The organism is Pseudoalteromonas sp. HF66 (genome assembly GCF_011806445.1).
In the GTDB taxonomy this organism is placed as follows: domain Bacteria; phylum Pseudomonadota; class Gammaproteobacteria; order Enterobacterales; family Alteromonadaceae; genus Pseudoalteromonas; species Pseudoalteromonas apostichopi.
The window spans coordinates 525144-545071 of sequence record NZ_JAATOU010000001.1; the positions used below are offsets into that span (position 1 = coordinate 525144).

The 19928-nt window shown below is 41.6% G+C and carries 23 protein-coding genes; all 23 read left to right on the forward strand.

From position 1 onward, the window contains the following. Positions 1-131: 131 nt before the first annotated feature. The 23 genes from dapA to HCZ11_RS02270 all read left to right on the forward strand — a co-directional run bounded on the left by dapA (position 132) and on the right by HCZ11_RS02270 (position 19795). Positions 132-1046: a 4-hydroxy-tetrahydrodipicolinate synthase gene (dapA, locus tag HCZ11_RS02160; protein WP_130053029.1), complete on the forward strand. Its 915-nt coding sequence runs from the start codon at positions 132-134 to the stop codon at positions 1044-1046. A 106-nt stretch (positions 1047-1152) separates the two neighbouring features. Beyond that, on the forward strand, positions 1153-1863 hold the full coding sequence (locus tag HCZ11_RS02165; protein WP_130052720.1) for a beta-ketoacyl synthase chain length factor: 711 nt from the start codon (positions 1153-1155) through the stop codon (positions 1861-1863). Continuing rightward, the gene (locus tag HCZ11_RS02170) at positions 1853-2638 is read left to right on the forward strand and encodes a 1-acyl-sn-glycerol-3-phosphate acyltransferase (RefSeq protein ID WP_130052719.1); all 786 of its coding nucleotides are present in this window, start codon (positions 1853-1855) and stop codon (positions 2636-2638) included. The genes HCZ11_RS02165 and HCZ11_RS02170 overlap by 11 nt, the downstream gene beginning before the upstream one ends. Beyond that, the gene (locus HCZ11_RS02175; RefSeq protein WP_054554555.1) at positions 2635-2892 is read left to right on the forward strand and encodes a phosphopantetheine-binding protein; all 258 of its coding nucleotides are present in this window, start codon (positions 2635-2637) and stop codon (positions 2890-2892) included. Before HCZ11_RS02170 ends, HCZ11_RS02175 begins: the two co-directional genes overlap by 4 nt. A gap of 25 nt (positions 2893-2917) precedes the next feature. After that, a complete protein-coding gene (locus HCZ11_RS02180; protein WP_054554554.1) occupies positions 2918-3163 on the forward strand; it encodes an acyl carrier protein in 246 nt (81 codons plus the stop codon). A gap of 8 nt (positions 3164-3171) precedes the next feature. After that, positions 3172-3738: a hypothetical protein gene (locus tag HCZ11_RS02185; RefSeq protein ID WP_167657507.1), complete on the forward strand. Its 567-nt coding sequence runs from the start codon at positions 3172-3174 to the stop codon at positions 3736-3738. Then, a complete protein-coding gene (locus HCZ11_RS02190; RefSeq protein WP_167657508.1) occupies positions 3725-5083 on the forward strand; it encodes a class I adenylate-forming enzyme family protein in 1359 nt (452 codons plus the stop codon). Before HCZ11_RS02185 ends, HCZ11_RS02190 begins: the two co-directional genes overlap by 14 nt. Continuing rightward, positions 5067-5420 (forward strand): thioester dehydrase, encoded by a 354-nt coding sequence (locus HCZ11_RS02195; protein WP_063707686.1) that lies wholly within the window; start codon positions 5067-5069, stop codon positions 5418-5420. Before HCZ11_RS02190 ends, HCZ11_RS02195 begins: the two co-directional genes overlap by 17 nt. 3 nt (positions 5421-5423) lie before the next feature. Next, on the forward strand, positions 5424-6161 hold the full coding sequence (locus HCZ11_RS02200; RefSeq protein ID WP_167657509.1) for a glycosyltransferase family 2 protein: 738 nt from the start codon (positions 5424-5426) through the stop codon (positions 6159-6161). After that, on the forward strand, positions 6161-7129 hold the full coding sequence (locus tag HCZ11_RS02205; RefSeq protein ID WP_167657510.1) for an acyltransferase: 969 nt from the start codon (positions 6161-6163) through the stop codon (positions 7127-7129). The genes HCZ11_RS02200 and HCZ11_RS02205 overlap by 1 nt, the downstream gene beginning before the upstream one ends. 1 nt (position 7130) lies before the next feature. Next, positions 7131-8675 (forward strand): histidine ammonia-lyase, encoded by a 1545-nt coding sequence (gene hutH, locus HCZ11_RS02210; protein WP_368484040.1) that lies wholly within the window; start codon positions 7131-7133, stop codon positions 8673-8675. Further along, positions 8668-9093 (forward strand): thioesterase family protein, encoded by a 426-nt coding sequence (locus HCZ11_RS02215; RefSeq protein ID WP_167657511.1) that lies wholly within the window; start codon positions 8668-8670, stop codon positions 9091-9093. The genes hutH and HCZ11_RS02215 overlap by 8 nt, the downstream gene beginning before the upstream one ends. Then, positions 9093-9611, forward strand: a complete 519-nt coding sequence (locus HCZ11_RS02220; protein ID WP_167657512.1) for an outer membrane lipoprotein carrier protein LolA — start codon at positions 9093-9095, stop codon at positions 9609-9611. The genes HCZ11_RS02215 and HCZ11_RS02220 overlap by 1 nt, the downstream gene beginning before the upstream one ends. Beyond that, positions 9608-11827 (forward strand): MMPL family transporter, encoded by a 2220-nt coding sequence (locus tag HCZ11_RS02225; protein ID WP_167657513.1) that lies wholly within the window; start codon positions 9608-9610, stop codon positions 11825-11827. Before HCZ11_RS02220 ends, HCZ11_RS02225 begins: the two co-directional genes overlap by 4 nt. A gap of 3 nt (positions 11828-11830) precedes the next feature. After that, positions 11831-13072 carry a tryptophan 7-halogenase gene (locus HCZ11_RS02230; protein WP_167657514.1) on the forward strand — a complete coding sequence of 414 codons (1242 nt, stop codon included), beginning with the start codon at positions 11831-11833 and terminating at the stop codon, positions 13070-13072. Further along, on the forward strand, positions 13060-13611 hold the full coding sequence (locus HCZ11_RS02235) for a DUF3261 domain-containing protein (RefSeq protein ID WP_167657515.1): 552 nt from the start codon (positions 13060-13062) through the stop codon (positions 13609-13611). Before HCZ11_RS02230 ends, HCZ11_RS02235 begins: the two co-directional genes overlap by 13 nt. A 2-nt stretch (positions 13612-13613) precedes the next feature. Next, positions 13614-14777: a beta-ketoacyl-ACP synthase gene (locus tag HCZ11_RS02240; protein WP_130052710.1), complete on the forward strand. Its 1164-nt coding sequence runs from the start codon at positions 13614-13616 to the stop codon at positions 14775-14777. Further along, the gene (locus HCZ11_RS02245; RefSeq protein ID WP_167657516.1) at positions 14764-15219 is read left to right on the forward strand and encodes a hotdog family protein; all 456 of its coding nucleotides are present in this window, start codon (positions 14764-14766) and stop codon (positions 15217-15219) included. Before HCZ11_RS02240 ends, HCZ11_RS02245 begins: the two co-directional genes overlap by 14 nt. Further along, on the forward strand, positions 15216-15941 hold the full coding sequence (fabG, locus tag HCZ11_RS02250) for a 3-oxoacyl-ACP reductase FabG (protein ID WP_167657517.1): 726 nt from the start codon (positions 15216-15218) through the stop codon (positions 15939-15941). Before HCZ11_RS02245 ends, fabG begins: the two co-directional genes overlap by 4 nt. After that, positions 15941-17167 carry a beta-ketoacyl-ACP synthase gene (locus tag HCZ11_RS02255; RefSeq protein WP_167657518.1) on the forward strand — a complete coding sequence of 409 codons (1227 nt, stop codon included), beginning with the start codon at positions 15941-15943 and terminating at the stop codon, positions 17165-17167. Before fabG ends, HCZ11_RS02255 begins: the two co-directional genes overlap by 1 nt. Beyond that, positions 17164-17994 carry a MipA/OmpV family protein gene (locus tag HCZ11_RS02260; protein ID WP_130052706.1) on the forward strand — a complete coding sequence of 277 codons (831 nt, stop codon included), beginning with the start codon at positions 17164-17166 and terminating at the stop codon, positions 17992-17994. Before HCZ11_RS02255 ends, HCZ11_RS02260 begins: the two co-directional genes overlap by 4 nt. Next, entirely contained in the window at positions 17995-18426 is a 432-nt protein-coding gene (locus HCZ11_RS02265; RefSeq protein WP_167657519.1) for an excinuclease ABC subunit A, read from the forward strand. 67 nt (positions 18427-18493) lie between these two features. Then, entirely contained in the window at positions 18494-19795 is a 1302-nt protein-coding gene (locus HCZ11_RS02270) for a DEAD/DEAH box helicase (protein WP_167657520.1), read from the forward strand. Positions 19796-19928 lie beyond the last annotated feature (133 nt).

A 19928-nucleotide genomic window follows, 5' to 3' on the forward strand; every position in this document is an offset into this window, starting at 1 on the left:
TATATACAGTATTTGATTTTGGCTTAACTTTGATTTTTTCTCAAGTATTTTTATTTATTACAGCTCACTACTCGGAAAATGGCTGTGTTTATGATACAACTAGCGCAAATTTTCCAAACATTAAAAAAGTTATGCGCAACCTAGAAACAATTAAACAAGCAAGTTTGATCACCGCTATAAAAACACCATATTTAACGAATGGTGAAATTGACCTTGCTTGCTATGACGGCCTTGTTGAGCAACAAATTGCAGCTGGCGTTGATGGCATTATTGTGGGCGGTACCACAGGTGAAGGCCAACTAATGAATTGGGAAGAACACTTAATGCTGATTGCACATAGTGTTAGCAAATTCTCAGATCGTTTACTAATTGTAGGTAATACGGGTAGTAACAATACCCGTGAAGCGATTAAAGCAACCGAGTATGGTTTTGCTACAGGGATGGATGCTGCGCTACAAATCAATCCATATTACGGGCGTACGTCTTTGGCCGGAGTAAAAGAACACTTTAATCGTTTACTAGATATTGGTCCTGCGTTTATTTACAACGTAGCAGGTCGTACAGGTCAAGATCTAACCCCCGATATCATTGAACCACTCGCTAAGCACGAAAACTTTATTGGTGTAAAAGAGTGCGGTGGCAATGAGCGAATTGCTCATTATGAACAGCAAGGCATTGCTTGTTGGTCAGGTAACGACGATGAAGCGCATGATGCAAGACACATTCATAAAGCCCACGGTGTTATCTCGGTTACATCTAATATTATTCCAGGCTTATTCCGTCACTTGATGAATGAAAAGAATGATGCATTAAACGCAAAATTACAGCCTTTAATGGGGTGGTTGTTTTGCGAGCCTAATCCAATTGCGATAAATACTGCTCTGATGATGACAGGTGCGGTGAACCCTGTTTTCCGTCTACCTTATGTGCCACTATCAAATGAGCAACAAAAAATAGGGTTAGCATATATTAACGAACTTGATATTGCTGATATAGTAGGCGAAAAAGCACAACTTTTAGCTGAAAAAGACGTCATTTTACGATAAAAATGAATGAGTGCTTAATTACTTTTGTAATTAAGCACCATTGTTTTACTTTTTTGTAGCTAATAGGTAAAATTAGCAATCGTTTGGCGTTATAAGAATAATACTTGTGAAATTTGTTGTTGATAATCTGTGTTTATGGGTTGCACCCGAGCAACAAGTAGCAGGATTAAGCCACCTCGATCTTCTCGACCTTGATTTAAGCTGGGTTGCACCTATGCAGCGTCGCCGTTTAAGCCCTTTCATGAAAATGGCTCTTCATACTATGCATCAAGCACAAGGGAATCACGAGCAGCTCGCCGTAAATTTTTCATCGCGTCATGGCGACTTACCAAAAACGGCGAATCTATTACATTCACTAGTTGAACAAGAGCCTCTTTCTCCTACCGCATTTGGTTTGAGTGTGCACAATGCCGCAACCGGGTTGTTCTCTATTATTGCAAAAAATAAAGCACCAATGAATGCCATCGCAGGTGGGCAAGACAGTATTATTTCTGCCATGATCGATGGCTTTGCACGTGTTCATATTGGTGTTGAGCAGCAAATTTTAATAGCCCATGCCGAAAGCGTATTACCCGATGAATACTTACCATTTAGCGATGAGCAACAAATTGCTCATAGTGTGTCGTTTGTATTATCAAAAGCACAGATCGGTAAGCCGTATTTTGAATTAATAAAACTTCCTGAATCAGAACATACGCAAAGTGACTCATGTTTACCATTGAGTTTGCAATTGGCAGCTGCTTTAACAAGCAAAGGAACACAATCGCTGCTTTCACATCAACAATCAGCTTGGATGCTACAGTACCATGGCGACTAACTTTTATATAAAGTTGAATAAAATTTGGCGTGTATTGGCAACGGGGTTTTGTTTTACTGTATTTGGTTTTGGCGGTATTCTTCTAACCTTATTGGTTTTACCTATCCAACGCTTATTTGAACCCTGCCAAGCAAAACGTAAGCAAAAAGCGCGTTTAACGGTTCATTATAGTTTTAAATTTTTTGTTGCCTTGATGCATTACACTGGTGCTATCCATTTTTCGGTGCATGATAAACAGCGATTTCATGATCTTAAAGGGCAACTTGTACTTGCCAATCACCCTTCATTAATTGATGTCGTGGTGCTGATATCTGTCATTAAAAATGCTGACTGCGTGGTCAAAGCACATCTATTTAAAAATCCATTTATGCGCGGTGTAATTAAGGGCACAGGTTATATTAGTAATGAAGACCCACAAGAGTTACTAAACGAATGTGAAGCATCACTTGCTGCTGGAAATAACCTGATTATCTTTCCTGAAGGCACCCGCACAACCCCTGGTGAACAGTTAAAATTTAAGCGTGGTGCTGCGAATATTGCTGCTCGCTGTAAAGCTCCTATTACCTCAGTGCTGATTAGTATGAAACCAAGTACTTTGACCAAAGGCACACCATGGTATTGCGTCGCAGCAACAAAAGCGCATTTTGAAATGCGCTTTGCCAGTGACCCATTTACATTTAATGACACACTTAATAATGAACAACCCGCTATGCAAGCACGACAATTAACCCGTGATTTGCAACATTACTTTTCAGAGGAACTCAGGCACCTATGACTGAACTAAAGAACAAAATAAAACAATTAATCATTAGCAGCTTAGATCTTGAAGATATTACCGTGGATGATATTGAAAATGACCAACCTCTATTTGTTGATGGTTTAGGTCTAGATAGCATCGATGCGCTTGAGCTTGGTTTAGCCATTAAAAAAGAGTTTAACGTTAAAATTGACGCAAACTCAGAACAAACAAAAGCCCATTTTGCATCAGTAGATGCACTGGCAGAATTTATTAACCAACACCAATCATAATACAGACTTAGAAGTAGGAATAAGCATGAAAACCGCTGCTGACATTTATAACGTTTTACAGGGCATTTTAGTAGATGAATTTGAGATTGATGCTGATGATATCAGCCTAGATGCGCACCTGTATCAAGACTTAGATCTTGATAGCATTGATGCTGTTGACTTAGTTGTAAAGTTACGCGAAATCACTGGCAAAAAAATTGAGCCAGATGCATTTAAACAAGTGCGTACTGTGCAAGATGTGGTAAACGAAGTAGAAAAACTCGTTTCATAAACATTATTATGCTCAAAGCGATAACCACAACACTGCTCTTAGTGTGCTTATCTTTATACCCGTTTATTGTGTATTTTGGATTACAGCATATCTCATTAAGGCAAGTGAGCTTGGTACTGATGGTATTGGTCGGCTTAAGGCTTTTGCTTAGCAAAAAGCTGCTCAAATCTATGCCATGGATAAAACCCGCCTCTATTTTGGGTATTATCGCTTTAGCAACAACGCAGTTTTTTAACAGTGATCTGGGCTTAAAACTTTACCCAGTCATTATAAATACAGTAATGGCAATCACCTTTGCTTATTCGCTGAAAAATGGCCCAACAGTCATTGAGAGTTTTGCTCGAATTAAAGAGCATGATCTTGATGAAAAAGGGGTCAATTACACGCGCCAAGTTACTAAAGTATGGTGCGCGTTTTTTATTATTAATGGCAGTATTGCGTTATACACTAGCCTATTTACTTCGTTAAAGACATGGACTCTGTACAACGGATTAATAGCCTATATTCTGATAGCTCTCTTAGGCCTTGTGGAATGGCTTGTAAGACAAAAGGTTAAAAGTAATGGTAGCGAGTAACCTGAAATTTCACCCAGACGCTGCATTTGTTGTTGCAGGGCAGCCAATAACACAAACACAGTTTTATGCTGATATTGCGGCTTATCAAAGTAAGCTCACAGCGCTGAAAACTGGCAGCCATGTAGTGTTATTCCATCCTGATACCTACCAATTTGCAGTGCGCTTATTTGCTTTAGCCTGTAGTGGTCATAATGTCATTTTGCCACCTAATGGTCAGCGTGAAACATTAAGTTTATTGCTTGCGCAGTCTGCTTTTTTTGCTGGTGATGCAACTAATATCGATGACGATGTGTTATTTACCAACCTTGAACAAAGCCTTGGTCACACGCCTTTGCAAACTAACCGTTTACAATGGCCAACAAACACTGCTGTTATATTTTATACGTCAGGCTCATCAGGACAATCTAAACCGATTGTGAAACCGTGGCGGGTATTAAATAGAGAACTCGCAGTATTATCAATGTCATTTGACTTACCACGTCAATTTACGTTTTTAGCGACCGTATCGCATCAACATATTTATGGCTTATTGTTCCGTTTACTTTGGCCGTTGTCTAAGGGTCATATAATTGATAGCGAGCAAATTCAGTATCCAGAACATATCGCGCAAAGGTTAAAAACCATTCGATATGCTGTGCTCGTTTCAAGCCCAGCACAGCTTGGCCGTTTATGTGCTGATAATGTGTTAATACCTGAACGCGATAAAATTAAGTGGTTATTTTCCTCTGGGGGACCACTCAATAATGAGCATGCCGAAACTTTATTTAACCAGTTAGCTCTCCCGGCGACACAAGTCTTTGGTAGTACTGAAACAGGCGGCATTGCTTATCGTCAAGTTACACAGGCTGCGGTTGATGTACCATGGCAGCCGTTTAATGGTAATTTTTTATCGTTAAATCATGAAGGGCGATTGATGCTAGATTCTGCGATTTTAGAGCAATCGAACTTTCCTTTAGATGATAGAGCACTCGTTCATAAAAATGGTCAATTTAAACTGTTGGGCCGTATAGACAGAACGATAAAAATTGAAGAAAAACGTTTAAATTTAGATGAGCTTGAGAGTTATCTGCAAAACCATGACTGGGTAAAAGAAGTAAAAGTAGTGGTTATTCCAGCCAAGCGTGTACAAATTGGTGCGGTGGTTGTACTCAGTGATGAAGCTAATAAAGAGCTTGAACAACAGGGTAAATTAGCAATAAACCGCGCATTACAAGCGCACCTCTCAAACCGCTTTGAACGTATTTGCTTACCACGTAAATGGCGCTACATCGATGCACTTCCTTTTAACAGCCAAGCTAAATTAAGTTTAAAAACATTGGAGCAGTATTTTGCCAAGCCTGAATAACGTAACCCCAGAGGTGGCCGTTTTATCACAAACTGAAACTAGCGTGAGTTTAGCGTTAACCATTGCAGCTGATTTAGATTATTTTCGCGGCCACTTTCCAGATGCGCCAATTTTAGCAGGCGTAGTACAGCTGGATTGGGCAGTAAAATATGCTCAGCAATATTTGGGTTTTGGCAAACTAGTACAAGATTTAGAAGTGTTAAAGTTTCAGGTAGTAACAACCCCTGATATGACGGTAAACCTAACCCTTGAGCGTAATGCAAAAGGTAAGTGCTTGTTTAGCTATCAATCAGACAAAGGCCAGCATGCGTCTGGTCGAATTGTATTTTGTGATTAAGCCATGAACCAGTTTTGTATTGTTATTCCTAATTACAATCATACACATGCTATCGCTGCTGTAATCTACGAGCTAAAAGAATTACAGCTGCCAATTATCATGGTTGATGATGGTAGTGACGAAGATGCCAAGCAAGTATTTGCAGAGCTTGACACTCAGTACGACTTTTTAACCTTGATAAGCCATGCTCAAAATCAAGGTAAGGGTGGGGCCGTTCAAACTGGGTTGTTGGCTGCCTATCAACAAGGGTTTAGCCATGCTATTCAGGTTGATGCAGACGGTCAGCACTCGTTAGCAGATATTAGTAAGTTGATTGAACTGAGTAATGAATCACCGAAAAAAGTGATCAGCGGTTGTCCAATTTATGACAGCTCAGTGCCTAAGCACCGTTATTTGAGCCGTTATATCACCCATTTTTGGGTTTGGGTGGAAACCCTAAGCTTTGATATTGTCGATTCAATGTGTGGGTTCCGGGTTTATCCATTAGCAGCTGTTGAACAATTAATGACAAAGCAACCGCTTGGCAAGCGCATGGACTTTGATATCGAGATTTTGGTCAGGCTTTATTGGCAAGGTGTAAAAGTCACGTTTTTGCCAACCCAGGTCATTTACCCTGAAAATGGCGTATCTCACTTTCGAGCCTTACACGATAACGTGGGAATTTCTTGGCTACATACGCGTTTATTCTTTGGCATGTTGCTACGCTCACCTAAGCTACTTTGGCGTAAGGTGGCTAGCTAATGGCTATAAAGCACTGGTCAAAAATGCAAGAACGTGGCAATCGCTTTGGCATGCAGATATTGCTTGTGTGTTATCGCGTATTTGGTCGTAAAGGCTTGTGGCTGGTGCTGTTTCCAGTGGTGTTTTATTTGTTTTTAACAGGCAAAACTGCCCGCCAAGCATCACATACATTCTTAACCCAAGCGCGTAAGGTGAATGGTAATAGTAAAGCCGTTACTTGGCGTGACAGCTTTCGTCATTTTCGCTGCTTTGCAGACAGCGCTTTTGACAAAATAGATGCTTGGCTTGGGCGAATACAGCAACATAACATTCTTTACACTAACGAAGCGCTTTTTAAACAACTTGATGAGCAACAGCAAGGGGCTATTTTTATCGGCTCGCATCTTGGCAACTTAGAGGTATGTAGGGCCCTTAGCCAACACAGAAACAGTAAAACGATTAATGTATTGGTGTTTACTCATCATGCCGTTGAGTTTAATAAATTACTGAAAAGTATTAATCCGGATGTTGCGGTAAACCTCATTCAAGTAACCGATCTTGGCCCAGATATGGCGATTATGCTTAAAGAAAAAGTCGAGCAGGGTGAAATAGTGGTGATTGTCGGTGATAGAACCAGTACCACCACCACAGGAAGAGTAATCGAAGCTGACTTTTTAGGTAAGCCAGCCCCTTTTTCACAAGGGCCATTCATATTAGCTGCGCTATTAGATTGTCCGGTGTTTCACCTGTTTTGTTTAAAAGATAAAAAGCCAAATGGCGAAATATTTTACCGCGTGATTTTTGAAAAATACGCCGACAAACTCGTTCTACCGCGTAAAACGAGACAACAAACATTACAACAAATTGTTAGCGATTATGCGCAAAGGCTCAGTTTTTACGCTGCGGCCTATCCGTATCAATGGTTTAATTTTTATGATTTTTGGCAAAATGGCGAGCAAGTGTCTCGTGGTCAAAACAAGGAGAACTAAGGTGTCAGAGCACACGACTACCGTATTTGGCGAGCAGCGTTTATCGATTGAAGATATTGTTCATATTGCATTAGAGCAAGGTGCTGTAGCGTTAACATCAGACCGTCAATTTGCGAATAAAATAGACAGCGCCGTAGCGTTTTTAGATAAGTTGCTTGAAGATGATGGCGTGATATATGGCGTAACCACAGGTTATGGCGACTCGGTAACCGTAAAAGTGCCACTTGATTTAGTCAATGAGCTACCACTGCATCTTACTCGTTTTCATGGTTGTGGCCTTGGCGATGTGTTTAATCAAGCCCAAGGGCGCGCTATTTTAGCGACCCGTTTAACCTCGCTTTCACAGGGGTATTCTGGTGTTAGCTGGGATATGTTGAACTTATTACGTGACTTTTTAAATCACAATATTGTACCGGTAATTCCGCAAGAAGGGTCGGTGGGAGCCAGTGGTGATTTAACCCCGCTTTCGTATGTAGCCGGTGCCATGGTTGGTGAGCGCGATGTGTATTACAAAGGCGAAATTAAAAACAGTCTAGAGGTGATGCAAGAACTTGGCTTACAGCCATTAAAGCTGCGCCCGAAAGAAGGGCTGGCAGTCATGAATGGCACGGCCGTGATGACAGCTTTGGCATGTCTTGCTTATGATAGAGCAGATTACTTAGTTAAATTGACCAGCCGTATAACAGCCCTTGCAAGCCTTGCATTAAAAGGTAACAGTCATCACTTTGATGATATTTTGTTTTCGGTGAAGCCACATCCAGGGCAACAGCAAGTAGCTGCATGGATCCGTGGAGACTTAAACCATGTAGAGCACCCGCGTAACGCTGACCGCTTGCAAGATAGGTATTCAATTCGCTGTGCCCCACATGTTATTGGTGTGCTGCAAGATAGTTTGCCTTGGTTTAGGCAAATGATTGAAAATGAACTAAATTCGGCGAATGACAATCCAATTATTGATGGTGAAGGTGAACACGTGCTGCATGGTGGCCATTTCTATGGTGGCCATATTGCAATGGTGATGGATAGCATGAAAACGGCTGTGGCAAATTTAGCAGACTTAGCTGACAGACAAATAGCATCGTTAGTGGATACACGCTATAACAATGGGTTACCCTCTAATCTATCGGCAAGTAACGATGAGCGCCGTTACATTAACCATGGTTTTAAAGCGGTGCAAATCGGTGCTAGTGCGTACACTGCTGAAGCGCTAAAACTGACCATGCCAGCGAGTGTGTTTTCTCGTTCGACCGAGTGTCATAACCAAGATAAAGTGAGTATGGGAACCATAGCAGCGCGAGATTGTTTACGTATATTGCAGCTTACTGAACAAGTTGTCGCTAGTACGTTGCTCGCGAGTATTCAAGGTCTACGTTTACGTATCAACAGTGGTGAGCTTGAGTTTGCTAGTTTAACTAGTGATGTACAAAGTATGTATCAAGACATTAGCGAGTTTTTCCCGCTGCTTGATGAAGACCGTCCACTAGAAGCTGTTCTTCGCTATACGGTTGACGCTATTCAAACAAAACGTTGGAGTTTATATGCATAGTCGTGGCTCGTTGCTGAGCACTCATGTTGAGATTGAAATTCCTTTTCATGATTGCGATCCAATGAATGTGGTATGGCATGGTAATTACCCGCGCTATTTAGAAGTCGCGCGCTGCGAGTTACTGCGTTTGTTTGATTATGACTATGTGCAAATGCAAGAATCTGGCTATGCGTGGCCAATTATTGACATGCATATTAAGTACGTCGGCCCAGCATTGTTCACACAAAAAATCCGCGTTGATGCCTACTTAAAAGAATATGAAACACGATTACGTATCGATTACGTAATCACTGATTGCGCTACAGGTAAAAAGTTAACCAAAGCAACGACTATCCAAGTTGCGGTTGATATAGAGAAAAAAGAAATGCAGTTTGTTTCGCCGCCTGTTTTACATGAAAAACTTCAAAAGGTGATTTAATGCGATTAAGCGTGTTGTTACTGAGTGTGCTAGTTTTTTTTCCTGTGTTTGCATCAAGCGCAGTGACAGAGCAAGGCACATTTAGCCAAGAGAAGCATTTTAAAGGATTTAGTAAACCTTTTATATCAACAGGTTCGTTTGAACTTGCTGAAGATGGCCTCACTTGGCAGGTTGAGTCTCCGGTTAAAAGCACGCTATTAATTAAGCAAGGGCAAGTATATACACTTAACGCTCAAGATGAGCCGCAGCTACAAAAAGGCGCTGAGCCTTACGTTAATTTACTGCAAGCAATTTTAAAGCATGATGAAGTGGCGCTTGCTGAGCAATTTACGATGACAGACCATGCAGAGCCCGCTTGTCAGACTTTATTACCTAAAGATGACCTGCTAAAGCAGCTATTTAGTCAGTTCGAATTATGTGTAGCAGCAGAGCAAGTGAGCCGTGTGCGTCTTCAAGAAGCAAATGGTAACTTTACTGTATTACGCTTTGCTTATCCTCACAATGAGCAAAAACAGTGAAAGCATGGGGCCTAACGCTCGCTTGGCTGAGCCTATTAGTTAGCGCCTTAGTGGCTGTTTTTATTCTAAAACAGCCTACGTTGAATAATGATATTTTGGCTTTGTTGCCAAAGTCAGAACCGCGTTTACAGCAAGTCGAAGAACACTTTTTTTCAGCTAACAAACAGCAGTTGAGCTTTTCTTTTCGTGGTGAGAATGCAGTAAAAGCTTATGATGAATTATATCAATGGCTGGCGAGCAAACACATTGAGCCTCGTTTTAAGTTACCAGAAATATCCCAGTTGGCAGCATTTTACGGTCAGTACGCAGGGCATTTAGTTTCCGAGGAATATAAGCAAGCGATTGGCGATGCTAATCGCTTTCAACAGTATTACTTTAATCAGTTGAGTAAAGTCGCTGATCCTTTTGTTTCAAGTACTATCAACCAAGACCCTACGCTTGCTACAGCGGGGTTCTTATCCGAGGCAATGGCGCACATGCAGCAATTTGAGCTGCAAGATGGCCGAATTAACATTAACTATCAAGGTGATGAGTATTTAATGTTATTCGTGCAAAGTGCTGACAATGCCTTTTCAATAAATCAATCAATAGCTTTGAGCAATGAGATAGTTACCTATATCGCTGAGCTTGAAAGCCGCTATCCCGATACACAAATTCGCTATGCCGGTGCTTTATTTCATACCGCAGCAAATGCGCAGCAAGCCAAATTTGAAATGACCTTGTTTGGTTCGGTGAGCTTGCTGGCGCTTATTTTGATGGTGGTGTGGGTGTTTCGCTCGATAAATGCATTGTGGCTGGCCTCTGTAACCGTGATAAGCGCCGCTATTGGCGGCACCATTGCGCTGATCAGTATTTTTAGTCAGGTGCATGTATTAACCATGGTGTTTGCAGTGACGCTGATTGGTATTGCCATTGATTATGCATTTCATGGCATGCTTGATTTAACCGAGCAGCCGCAAGGTTTTAGCCAAGGGCTCAAACTGGCGCTGCTCTTGTCGTTACTAACCACTATACTCGGTTACGCGAGTTTGTTTTTCTCGCCAGTACAGTTACTCAGTCAAGTAGGCGTATTTGTTGTTGCAGGGCTAGTTACAGCTTGGCTTTGCACCCGTATCTTATTTCCCTATTGGCAAGCTGGTTTAACCATTAACGCTGCTGCTCATCGATTAGCAAACATGTTAAGTGGTTATTTAAAACGATTAACGCATTATCGCGTTGCACTCAGCATGCTGATGTTAGTGTTTCTGAGTGCCTTTGCCTTACTAAAACCCCCTGTGATTAATGATGATGTAAAGCTGTTAAATGCAAGTCCTGCTGATTTAATGCAAAACGAAGCGTTGCATATGTCTTTATTAGGAAAAGATAATGGCCAAATCATGATTTTATTTGCCGATAATGCGCAGCAATTACTAGAAAAACAAGAAACACTTAAGACAAAAATAACTGGGCTCAATGGTAACGTATTGATGCTTAGTGACTTAGTGCCTAGTAAGCAATTGCAAAAACAAAACTACGAGCAATTACATTCGGCCCAGCAAGCCATGAGTGTGGTTAGCCAAATGACAGGGACGCCTGTTGAGCTCTCAACATCAATGCTTGATTTAAACGCGGCACTTAATTCACCATTAGCGCCGTTAATCGCTAACCAAGTGATCTCAAGCAATACACTGACCGCAAGCTGGTTTATGGTAACGGGTGTAAATAAATCCGAGCTTAAGGATTTGGCCAACGCTTCTACAGACTTAATTGTTTACGATAAAGTTGCGATGATAAGCGAAGGTTTAAGCCATTACTCAAATTCGTTACTGGTGACACTGGCCATTGCGATGATCTTTGCGTTATTACTTTTTAGCGTTAAATTTGGTTTTAAAACAGCATGTAAGCAAATTTTAGTGCTTATACTAACAACCTCTGCAGTACTGCTGCTCTGCAGTGTGCTGCAATCTCAGCTATCGATTTTTAATCTGTTAGGCTGTTTATTGATATTAGCCTTGGCAATTGATTATTTGGTGTTTTATCAAGTTAATAATTTAAGTCCTAGCAATGTGCTTGCAATTAGTTTATCAGCGGCTTCATCGATGTGGGTATTTGGCATGTTGGCTGTTTCGAAAACACCAGCTATTTTCAGTTTCGGATTAACGGTATTAGTGGGGCTAGTTTGTATCTATATCCTGGCGCCGCTCAGTATTGCATTACCTAAAAATAAGGAAAAATAATAGGTGAATAATCAAGTTCAACAGGCCGATGTTGTTATTATTGGTGCTGGCCCTTCAGGAGCCGTGGCTGCCAGTTTACTGGTGAAAAAAGGTTGGCATGTGGTGGTGTTAGAGCAGCAAACCTTTCCTCGTTTTTCGATTGGTGAAAGTTTATTACCCCAGTGCATGAGCTTTTTAGAAGAAGCAGGCCTTGAGCAAATGGTGCAAGCACAGGCACAATCACGTGGATTTCAGTTTAAAAATGGTGCTGCGTTTCAGCGTCGGGGCGACCACACAACGATCGATTTTACCGAAAAATTTAGCGAAGGCCCTGGCACGACTTTTCAGGTAAAACGTGCGGACTTTGATAAATGCTTAGCCGATGGTGCCATGCAGCAGGGGGCTGAAATACGTTACCAGCATAGCGTGTTTGCTTACACCGATTGTGAAGATGGCGCTTTACTTGATGTTACAGATGAAAACCAGCAACGCTATCAAATTAAAGGGCGTTTTGTACTTGATGCCAGTGGTTTTGGCAGAGTATTACCTCGCTTACTTGATTTAGAGTCAGCATCAAATTTCCCTGTACGCTGGGCTTTTTTCAGCCATTTTAAAGATAATATTAGCGATCCCCAGTTTGACCGTGAAAAAATCTTAATTAATGTTCATCCAGAGCATAAAGATATTTGGTATTGGTTGATTCCATTTAGTGATGGTACGGCAAGCATTGGTGTAGTTGGGAAACCAGAGCAGCTTGAGGATAAACTCCCCCTCGCTGGCTTAAATGAATTTATCGAGCAAGACAGCTATTTAAGTGAGTTATTAGCCAACCGAGAAGCTATAGGTGAAGCGCGTGCTATCAAAGGCTATTCTGCTAATGTGTCGAGCTTGTATGGTGAGCATTTTGCACTACTTGGTAATGCAGGTGAATTTTTAGATCCGGTGTTTTCATCTGGGGTGACGATTGCGTTAAAATCAGCCTCATTGGTTGCTCCTTTAGTTGATAGCTACTTACGTGGTGAGCAAGTTGATTTCAAAAACGATTACAGTGAGCCTTTGCAACAAGGAGTTAATTGCTTTAGAACCTACGTTAGTGCTTGGTATGATGGCTCATTTCAAGACGTGATTTTTTACAGTGAGAAAAACCAACAAATTCGCGAGATGATCAGTGCTATTCTTGCAGGCTATGCCTGGGATTTACAAAACCCATTTGTAAAACAAAGCAACAAACGCTTAAATACGTTGGTTGAATTATGTCGCGATTAACACGCTCTTTGCTTTTAAGTTTGAGCATATTAGTGGCTAGTTGTGCCAGTGAATTTGCTGTAAAAACGGGCGTTGATTTAGCGCCAAATGCAGGAATTTACTTGCTTGATCCACCTCCGTCATTAGTTGCTGATAATTGGCAGCAAGTGCTTGAAGTACGCCATGGTGATGAGCAGTATACGTTACTAGCGCAGCTGAGTTTAAATAGTGAAACAGGTATCAACTTGGCTGTTATGACAGCTCAAGGTATGCCTATTTTTCAATTAGAGAAAGCGCCACTTGGGCCAATTAAAAGCGAAAAAATGCTCCCAATCAACGCTGTTGATCCTCGTTATATTCTCGCTGATATCATGCTTGTGCACTGGCCTGTTACTGTGCTGAACTCTCAGCTTTATGGCTTGAAGCTAGTTGAACAAGGAACGACGCGACGTTTATATCAGGGTGAGCAGTTAATTAGTGAAATTCGCTATTTAGACGGTGCAACAGAACTTGTAAACTATCAGCGAAATTACAAAATTAAATTTCAAAGGGTTAATTGATTATGCCATTTTGGCTTAACGACTTAGGTATTGTTAGTGCATTGGGGGTTGGTCACCAACAGACAATGCAAAGTATCAGCTTACAACCTAAACAAACACTCACAGAGGTGACGTCGCTTGCATTTGAGCAGCGTCCAACCTTTGTCGGCTTGGTTAATGAGTTGCCATTAACAGCATCAATGCGATTTTATCAGCTAATCGATTTAGCGCTGGCGCAAATTGCAGACACATTAGCAAGCATAAACATTCCGAGCAGCCGTATTGCAGTGGTTATTGGTACTAGTACTGCAGCCATTCAAGAAGGTGAAAGAGGCCGAAAATCCCATGCGGCGCAGGGAAAGTGGCCAGAGGGATTTGATTATTACGACCAAGCGCTCGTCGCTCCGGCCAATTACATTGCCAAAAAGCTCGCTGCAAACGGGCCCTGTTATAGTATTTCAACTGCGTGTAGTTCAAGTGCCAAGGCGCTTATTAGTGCTCGCGCCTTACTTAGTGCCGATTTAGCCGATGTGGTGATTTGTGGCGGGGTAGATAGCTTGTGTCAACTCACTATCAATGGTTTTGATTCGTTATCTTCTATCAGTGATGAAATTTGTAAGCCATTTAGCGCTGACAGAGCAGGCATTAATATTGGTGAAGCCGCAGCGTTATTTGTTATGAGTAAAGAGCAGCATACAAAACAAAGTATCGCCTTTTTAGGTGGTGGTGAAAGCTCTGATGCCCATCATATTTCAGCTCCGATTGCTGATGGTTCTGGTGCAATCGCTGCTATGACAATGGCGTTACAAGACGCGAATTTAAGGCCATCAGATATCGACTACATAAATGCTCATGGGACAGCAACGCCGCAAAATGATGCAATGGAATCTTTGGCAATCAGTGAAGTGTTTGGTCAAAATACCAAGGTGAGCTCCTCTAAACATTTAACCGGGCATACTTTAGGAGCCGCAGGTGCTTTAGAGGCTGGGTTATGTTGGTTATACCTAGCTTATCCAGAGTTTAATGATTTAGTGTGGAATCAGGTTACTGAGGATGACTCTTTAGCTGAAATTGGCTTAATAACGCAGTCAGAAAAAGCAGAAATTAATCACTGTTTATCAAATTCATTTGCCTTTGGTGGCAATAATGTCAGTGTAGTATTAGGACATCTAAATGAATCACTATAAAATTGAGCAAGTAGTCCCTCATAGCGAACCAATGATTTTGCTCAATCGTCTCAGTAATTACAGCGAAGAGTCAGGTTGCTGCGAAGTTGATATTAGTTCACACAGCCCGTTTTATGACGAGAGCTTAAATGGAGTTGCTAGTTATATTGGCTGTGAATATATGGCGCAAACTATCGCGGCCTACGCTGGTGCGCTGGCAAAGGACAAAGGGGATGAAGTTCAAATTGGCTTTTTAATTGGTACGCGCAAATATAAAACCTATGCCCCGGTATTTAAAAACGAGCAGACGCTTAAAGTATCGGTCACAAAATTATATCAAGAAGAATCAGGGTTGAGTGTATTTGAGTGTCAAATTCACAGCGATGAAACATGCTTAGCAGAAGCTAAAATTAATGTGTTTCAACCACAGGACCCAATGCAGTTTATAAGAGAAAATCAATGACAAAACGTATTTTAGTCACAGGCTCAAGCCGCGGAATAGGCAAAGCAATCGCTCTTAGATTAGCTAACGATGGCTTTGATATCGCTGTTCATTGTCGCAGTGGTGTGGCTGAAGCCGAGCAAACCTGTCAAGAAATTAGTGTCCTTGGTCGCCACGCAAGCTTATTGCAATTTGATGTGTGCGATAGAGAGCTTGCTAAACAACAAATTGAAGCAGATATCGCTGAGCATGGTGCTTATTACGGCGTGATTTGTAATGCTGGTATCACTAATGATATGGCGTTTCCAGCAATGCAAGGTGATGACTGGGATAAGGTGATCCGTACCGGCCTTGATGGTTTTTACAACGTGGTTCATCCAACGGTGATGCCAATGGTGCAAGGTCGTAAAGGTGGACGTATAGTAACTATGGCATCAGTGTCAGGGATTGCTGGTAATCGCGGGCAGGTAAACTACAGTGCAGCGAAAGCGGGCATAATTGGTGCGACAAAAGCGCTTTCGCTCGAGCTTGCTAAGCGTAAGATTACCGTTAATTGTGTGGCACCTGGATTAATCGAAACCGAAATGACAGACGATTTACCAGTTGATGAAATGCTAAAAATGATCCCATTAAAACGTATGGGCTCGGTTAATGAAGTGGCTGGCACGGTGTCATTTTTATGTTCAGATGACGCCGCGTATATCACACGCCAAGTTATTTCTGTGAATGGCGGTATGGTGTAATGAAGCGCGTTGTTGTTACAGGCATGTCTGCTATCACCGCATTAGGTGATACATGGGACGAATTTAAATCAGCTTTGCAAAAAGGTGAAAATGCCGTTCAGTACATGACTGACTGGGATGTTGCGCCAGAATTAAACACTCGATTAGCCGCACCTGTTACTCACTTTAGTAAACCGAGTCACTACAAACGCAAACAAGTTCGCTCAATGGGGCGCGTTGCAATGATGTCGACCCGTACTACAGAGCTTGCTTTAGAAGAAGCAGGTCTGCTCGAACACCCAAGTCTAACCGATGGTTCAACAGGTATTGCCTTTGGTTCGTCAACGGGGTCAACGCCACCATTATTGGCTTTTGCAAAAATGATGGAAACTGGCGAAATGACTGGCGTAACGGCCACCAGTTACATCCAAATGATGGCACATACGGCGCCTGTGAATGTAGGGGTCTTTTTTGGTTTAAAAGGCCGAGTGATCACCACAAGCTCTGCGTGTACATCAGGTTCTCAGGGGATAGGTTATGCCTACGAAGCCATTAAGTATGGACGTCAAAAAGCCATGGTTGCTGGTGGTGCAGAAGAGTTGTGCATCACTGAAGCCGCGGTATTTGACACCTTATATGCTACAAGCACCAAAAACGATGCTGCGAAAAGCACGCCACGGCCATTTGATCAAAATCGTGACGGTCTCGTTATTGGTGAAGGCGCGGGCACACTCATTTTAGAAGAGTATGAACACGCTGTTGCCCGTGGAGCGACTATTTATGCTGAGTTAGTCGGTTTTGGTTGTAACTCAGATGGTCAACATGTCACGCAGCCCACTGCAGAAACAATGCAAGTAGCTATCGAAATGGCACTGAATGATGCACAGCTTACTGCTAGTCAGATTGGCTATGTAAATGCCCATGGTACTTCAACGGACCGTGGTGATATTGCGGAATCTCTGGCGACTTTCAATGCCCTTGGGAAGAAACCAATTAGCTCATTAAAAAGCTATTTAGGTCACAGCTTAGGAGCGTGTGGTGCCATTGAAGCATGGGCAAGTATTAACATGATGAATGATGGTTGGTTTGCACCTACTATCAATTTAACTGATGTCGATGCTGAGTGCGCTGATTTAGATTATATCAAGGGTAATGGCCGTGAAATACAAACAGATTACATCATGAGTAATAATTTTGCGTTTGGTGGCATCAATACGTCGTTAATCTTTAAAAAGTGGCAAGCATGATCAACCGCTGCATTTTAAGTATTTTATTTGTTCTAACTTTTAATGCTTATGCTGCAGAAGATAGTGCAGAAAAAGGTGCTGCAAAAATGGAGCTAGGCGCTGGCCTGTTTTATGCTGATATCCCACATTATTTGGGATCGGATGAAAGTGAGCACTACTTATTGCCTGTGCCTTATTTTCGTTATCAAAGCGATAAAATGGCCATCGACCGCAACAATTTCACTGGTTTTTTGTGGCAACAAGAAAATCTTCATTTAGATTTATCTGCCAATGTGGGGCTTGCGGTTGACAGTGAAGACAATAAAGCCCGAGAAGGTATGGATGATCTAGATTGGGTGTTTGAATTAGGGCCTTCACTTAATTACTACCTAATAGGTGAACCAAACGCTAAACAGCACTTGTATTTAAGCCTGTTTGCACGCAAAGCCATTGCAACGGATTTCTCTGGTATTGATGATATTGGTTGGCGCTATGGACCAAGTGTGTATTATCGAGTGCCGATCATCGAAAAGGCGGATTCACAATTTTCATTAGCGTTTCGTGGCAATATCAATTTTGCTACCGATAAATACCTTGATTACTACTATGGGGTGAGTGACTTACATAGCAATGAAACTCGCCAAGCATACTCAAGCCGTTCAGGTTTTTCTGGTGCTGATGTATCAATTGGGGTACATTTTGACACACCAAAGTATTGGTTAGGTGGTTTTGTTAAATATCATCACCTTGCTGACAGTCAACAAGATGCAAGCCCGCTAGTGAAGCAAGATTATAATGTTTCGGTCGGTTTTGGGGTTGCTTGGAAATTTTATAGAAGGAATTTTTAAATGAAATTATTTATCCTTACATGTGTTTTAGTTGCTTGTTTGTTTTCAGTAAAAAGTTTTGCACGTGATGATATACAAACCCTACCTATACAAGCATTACTTACAACCAGTAAAGCGAAACAAGCACTGTTAGATATTCCACTTTACTTTGCTGATCAAAGTCATAACACCATTAAAACTAAGTATGGTGAAGTTATCACCAATAAGAAAACCAACGCGTTTAATAAAACGGACCGTGAAGCCTGTGAGTGGGTAATGCTTAGTGCTTTAAAAGCATTACAAGAGCGTGCTGTACGTGAAGGCATGAATGCGGTTGTAAATATTCAGTCGTACTACAAGAAACGTGAGTTTGTTAGCCAAACCGAATATCAATGTGGTGCGGGTACATTTATCGCTGGTGTGGCATTAAAAGGCACTTTAGTTAAGTTATAACTAACTAAAGTCATTTTTTTTCTGTATAATTTGCGACCCTTGATATGATGGCCGCAGGTTATACAGCATGAATTTTAAATCATTTAGTTTTTCTTCTGAGCTTTTACAGGCATTAGAAGAGCTTAATTTCGAAACGCTTACTCCCGTTCAACGTAGTGCAATTCCTGCGGTAAGAAAAGGCAAAGACGTACTTGTTAGTGCGCAAACAGGCACCGGTAAAACGGCTGCTTTTGCATTGCCTATTATTCAAAAGTTATCAGAATCTGCTGTTAGTGATAAGAATGCGCCAAGTGCCCTAGTGTTAGCGCCTACTCGTGAATTAGCAGAGCAAATAGCCAATAATTTTAAAGCGTTTGCCAAATACACGGAATTAAAAACTGTTTGTCTTTTTGGTGGGGTTAATCTTGCAGGCCAAGCTAATGACTTAAAAGCGGGTGTCGATATTGTAGTTGCAACACCTGGCCGCTTACTTGACCAACTTCGTTTGGGGAACATTAGCTTAGCTAAAGTGAAGCATTTAGTGCTTGATGAGGCTGACCGCATGCTAGACATGGGGTTTATCAGCGATATGCAAAATGTTATCAATGGCTGTGATGAAGCGCGTCAAATCTTACTGTTCTCTGCAACTTTTCCAGCTGCAATTAAACAGTTTGCAAGTAAAGTTTTAAAGCAGCCTGAAGTCATTCATGTAGATCAAACAAACAGTACTGCAGAAACAGTGCAACACGTTGTTTATCCAGTTGAAGAACGTCGTAAGCAAGAGCTTTTATCTGAATTGATTGGTAAGAAAAATTGGCAGCAGGTACTTGTTTTCGTAAACATGAAAGAAACCGCTGATGAGCTTGTCAAAGAGCTGAATCTTGATGGTATTCCTGCAGTTGTTTGTCATGGCGATAAAACACAAGGTAATCGCCGCCGTGCTTTACGTGAATTTAAAGAAGGTAAAGTTCGCGTACTGGTAGCCACTGAAGTAGCTGCCCGTGGTATTGATATTGAAGGTTTACCACGTGTGATTAACATCGACCTACCTTGGCTTGCAGAAGATTATGTTCATCGTATTGGTCGTACCGGTCGTGCAGGTAAACCTGGCCAAGCGATTTCATTTGTGAGCCGTGAAGAAGAAAACACGTTATTCGATATCGAAAAGTTAATTGGTCAGCGTATTAAGCGTATTGTTTTACCTGGTTACGAAGTAAGTAACCGTGATGTATTGATTGATAAAATAGTTAAAAAGCCATCACATTTACGCCGCAGTCGCACAAACAAGCCTTCAGGTCAGGCAACTGGCGAGGCTCGTGCGAAAAACCGTTCACGCATCGCAAATGTTCGCAAATCTTTGAAAGGCAATAAACTAAGCCTTAAAAAGTAATAAATTTTCTACAAAAAGCCCCATTGCTGTTTGGCAATGGGGCTTTTTTTGGCTCTATATATAGTACGAACGGAGTATTTTGTTAATTTTTATGGTGTTAAATGCAGAATTAGATTAACAAATGTACCATGCT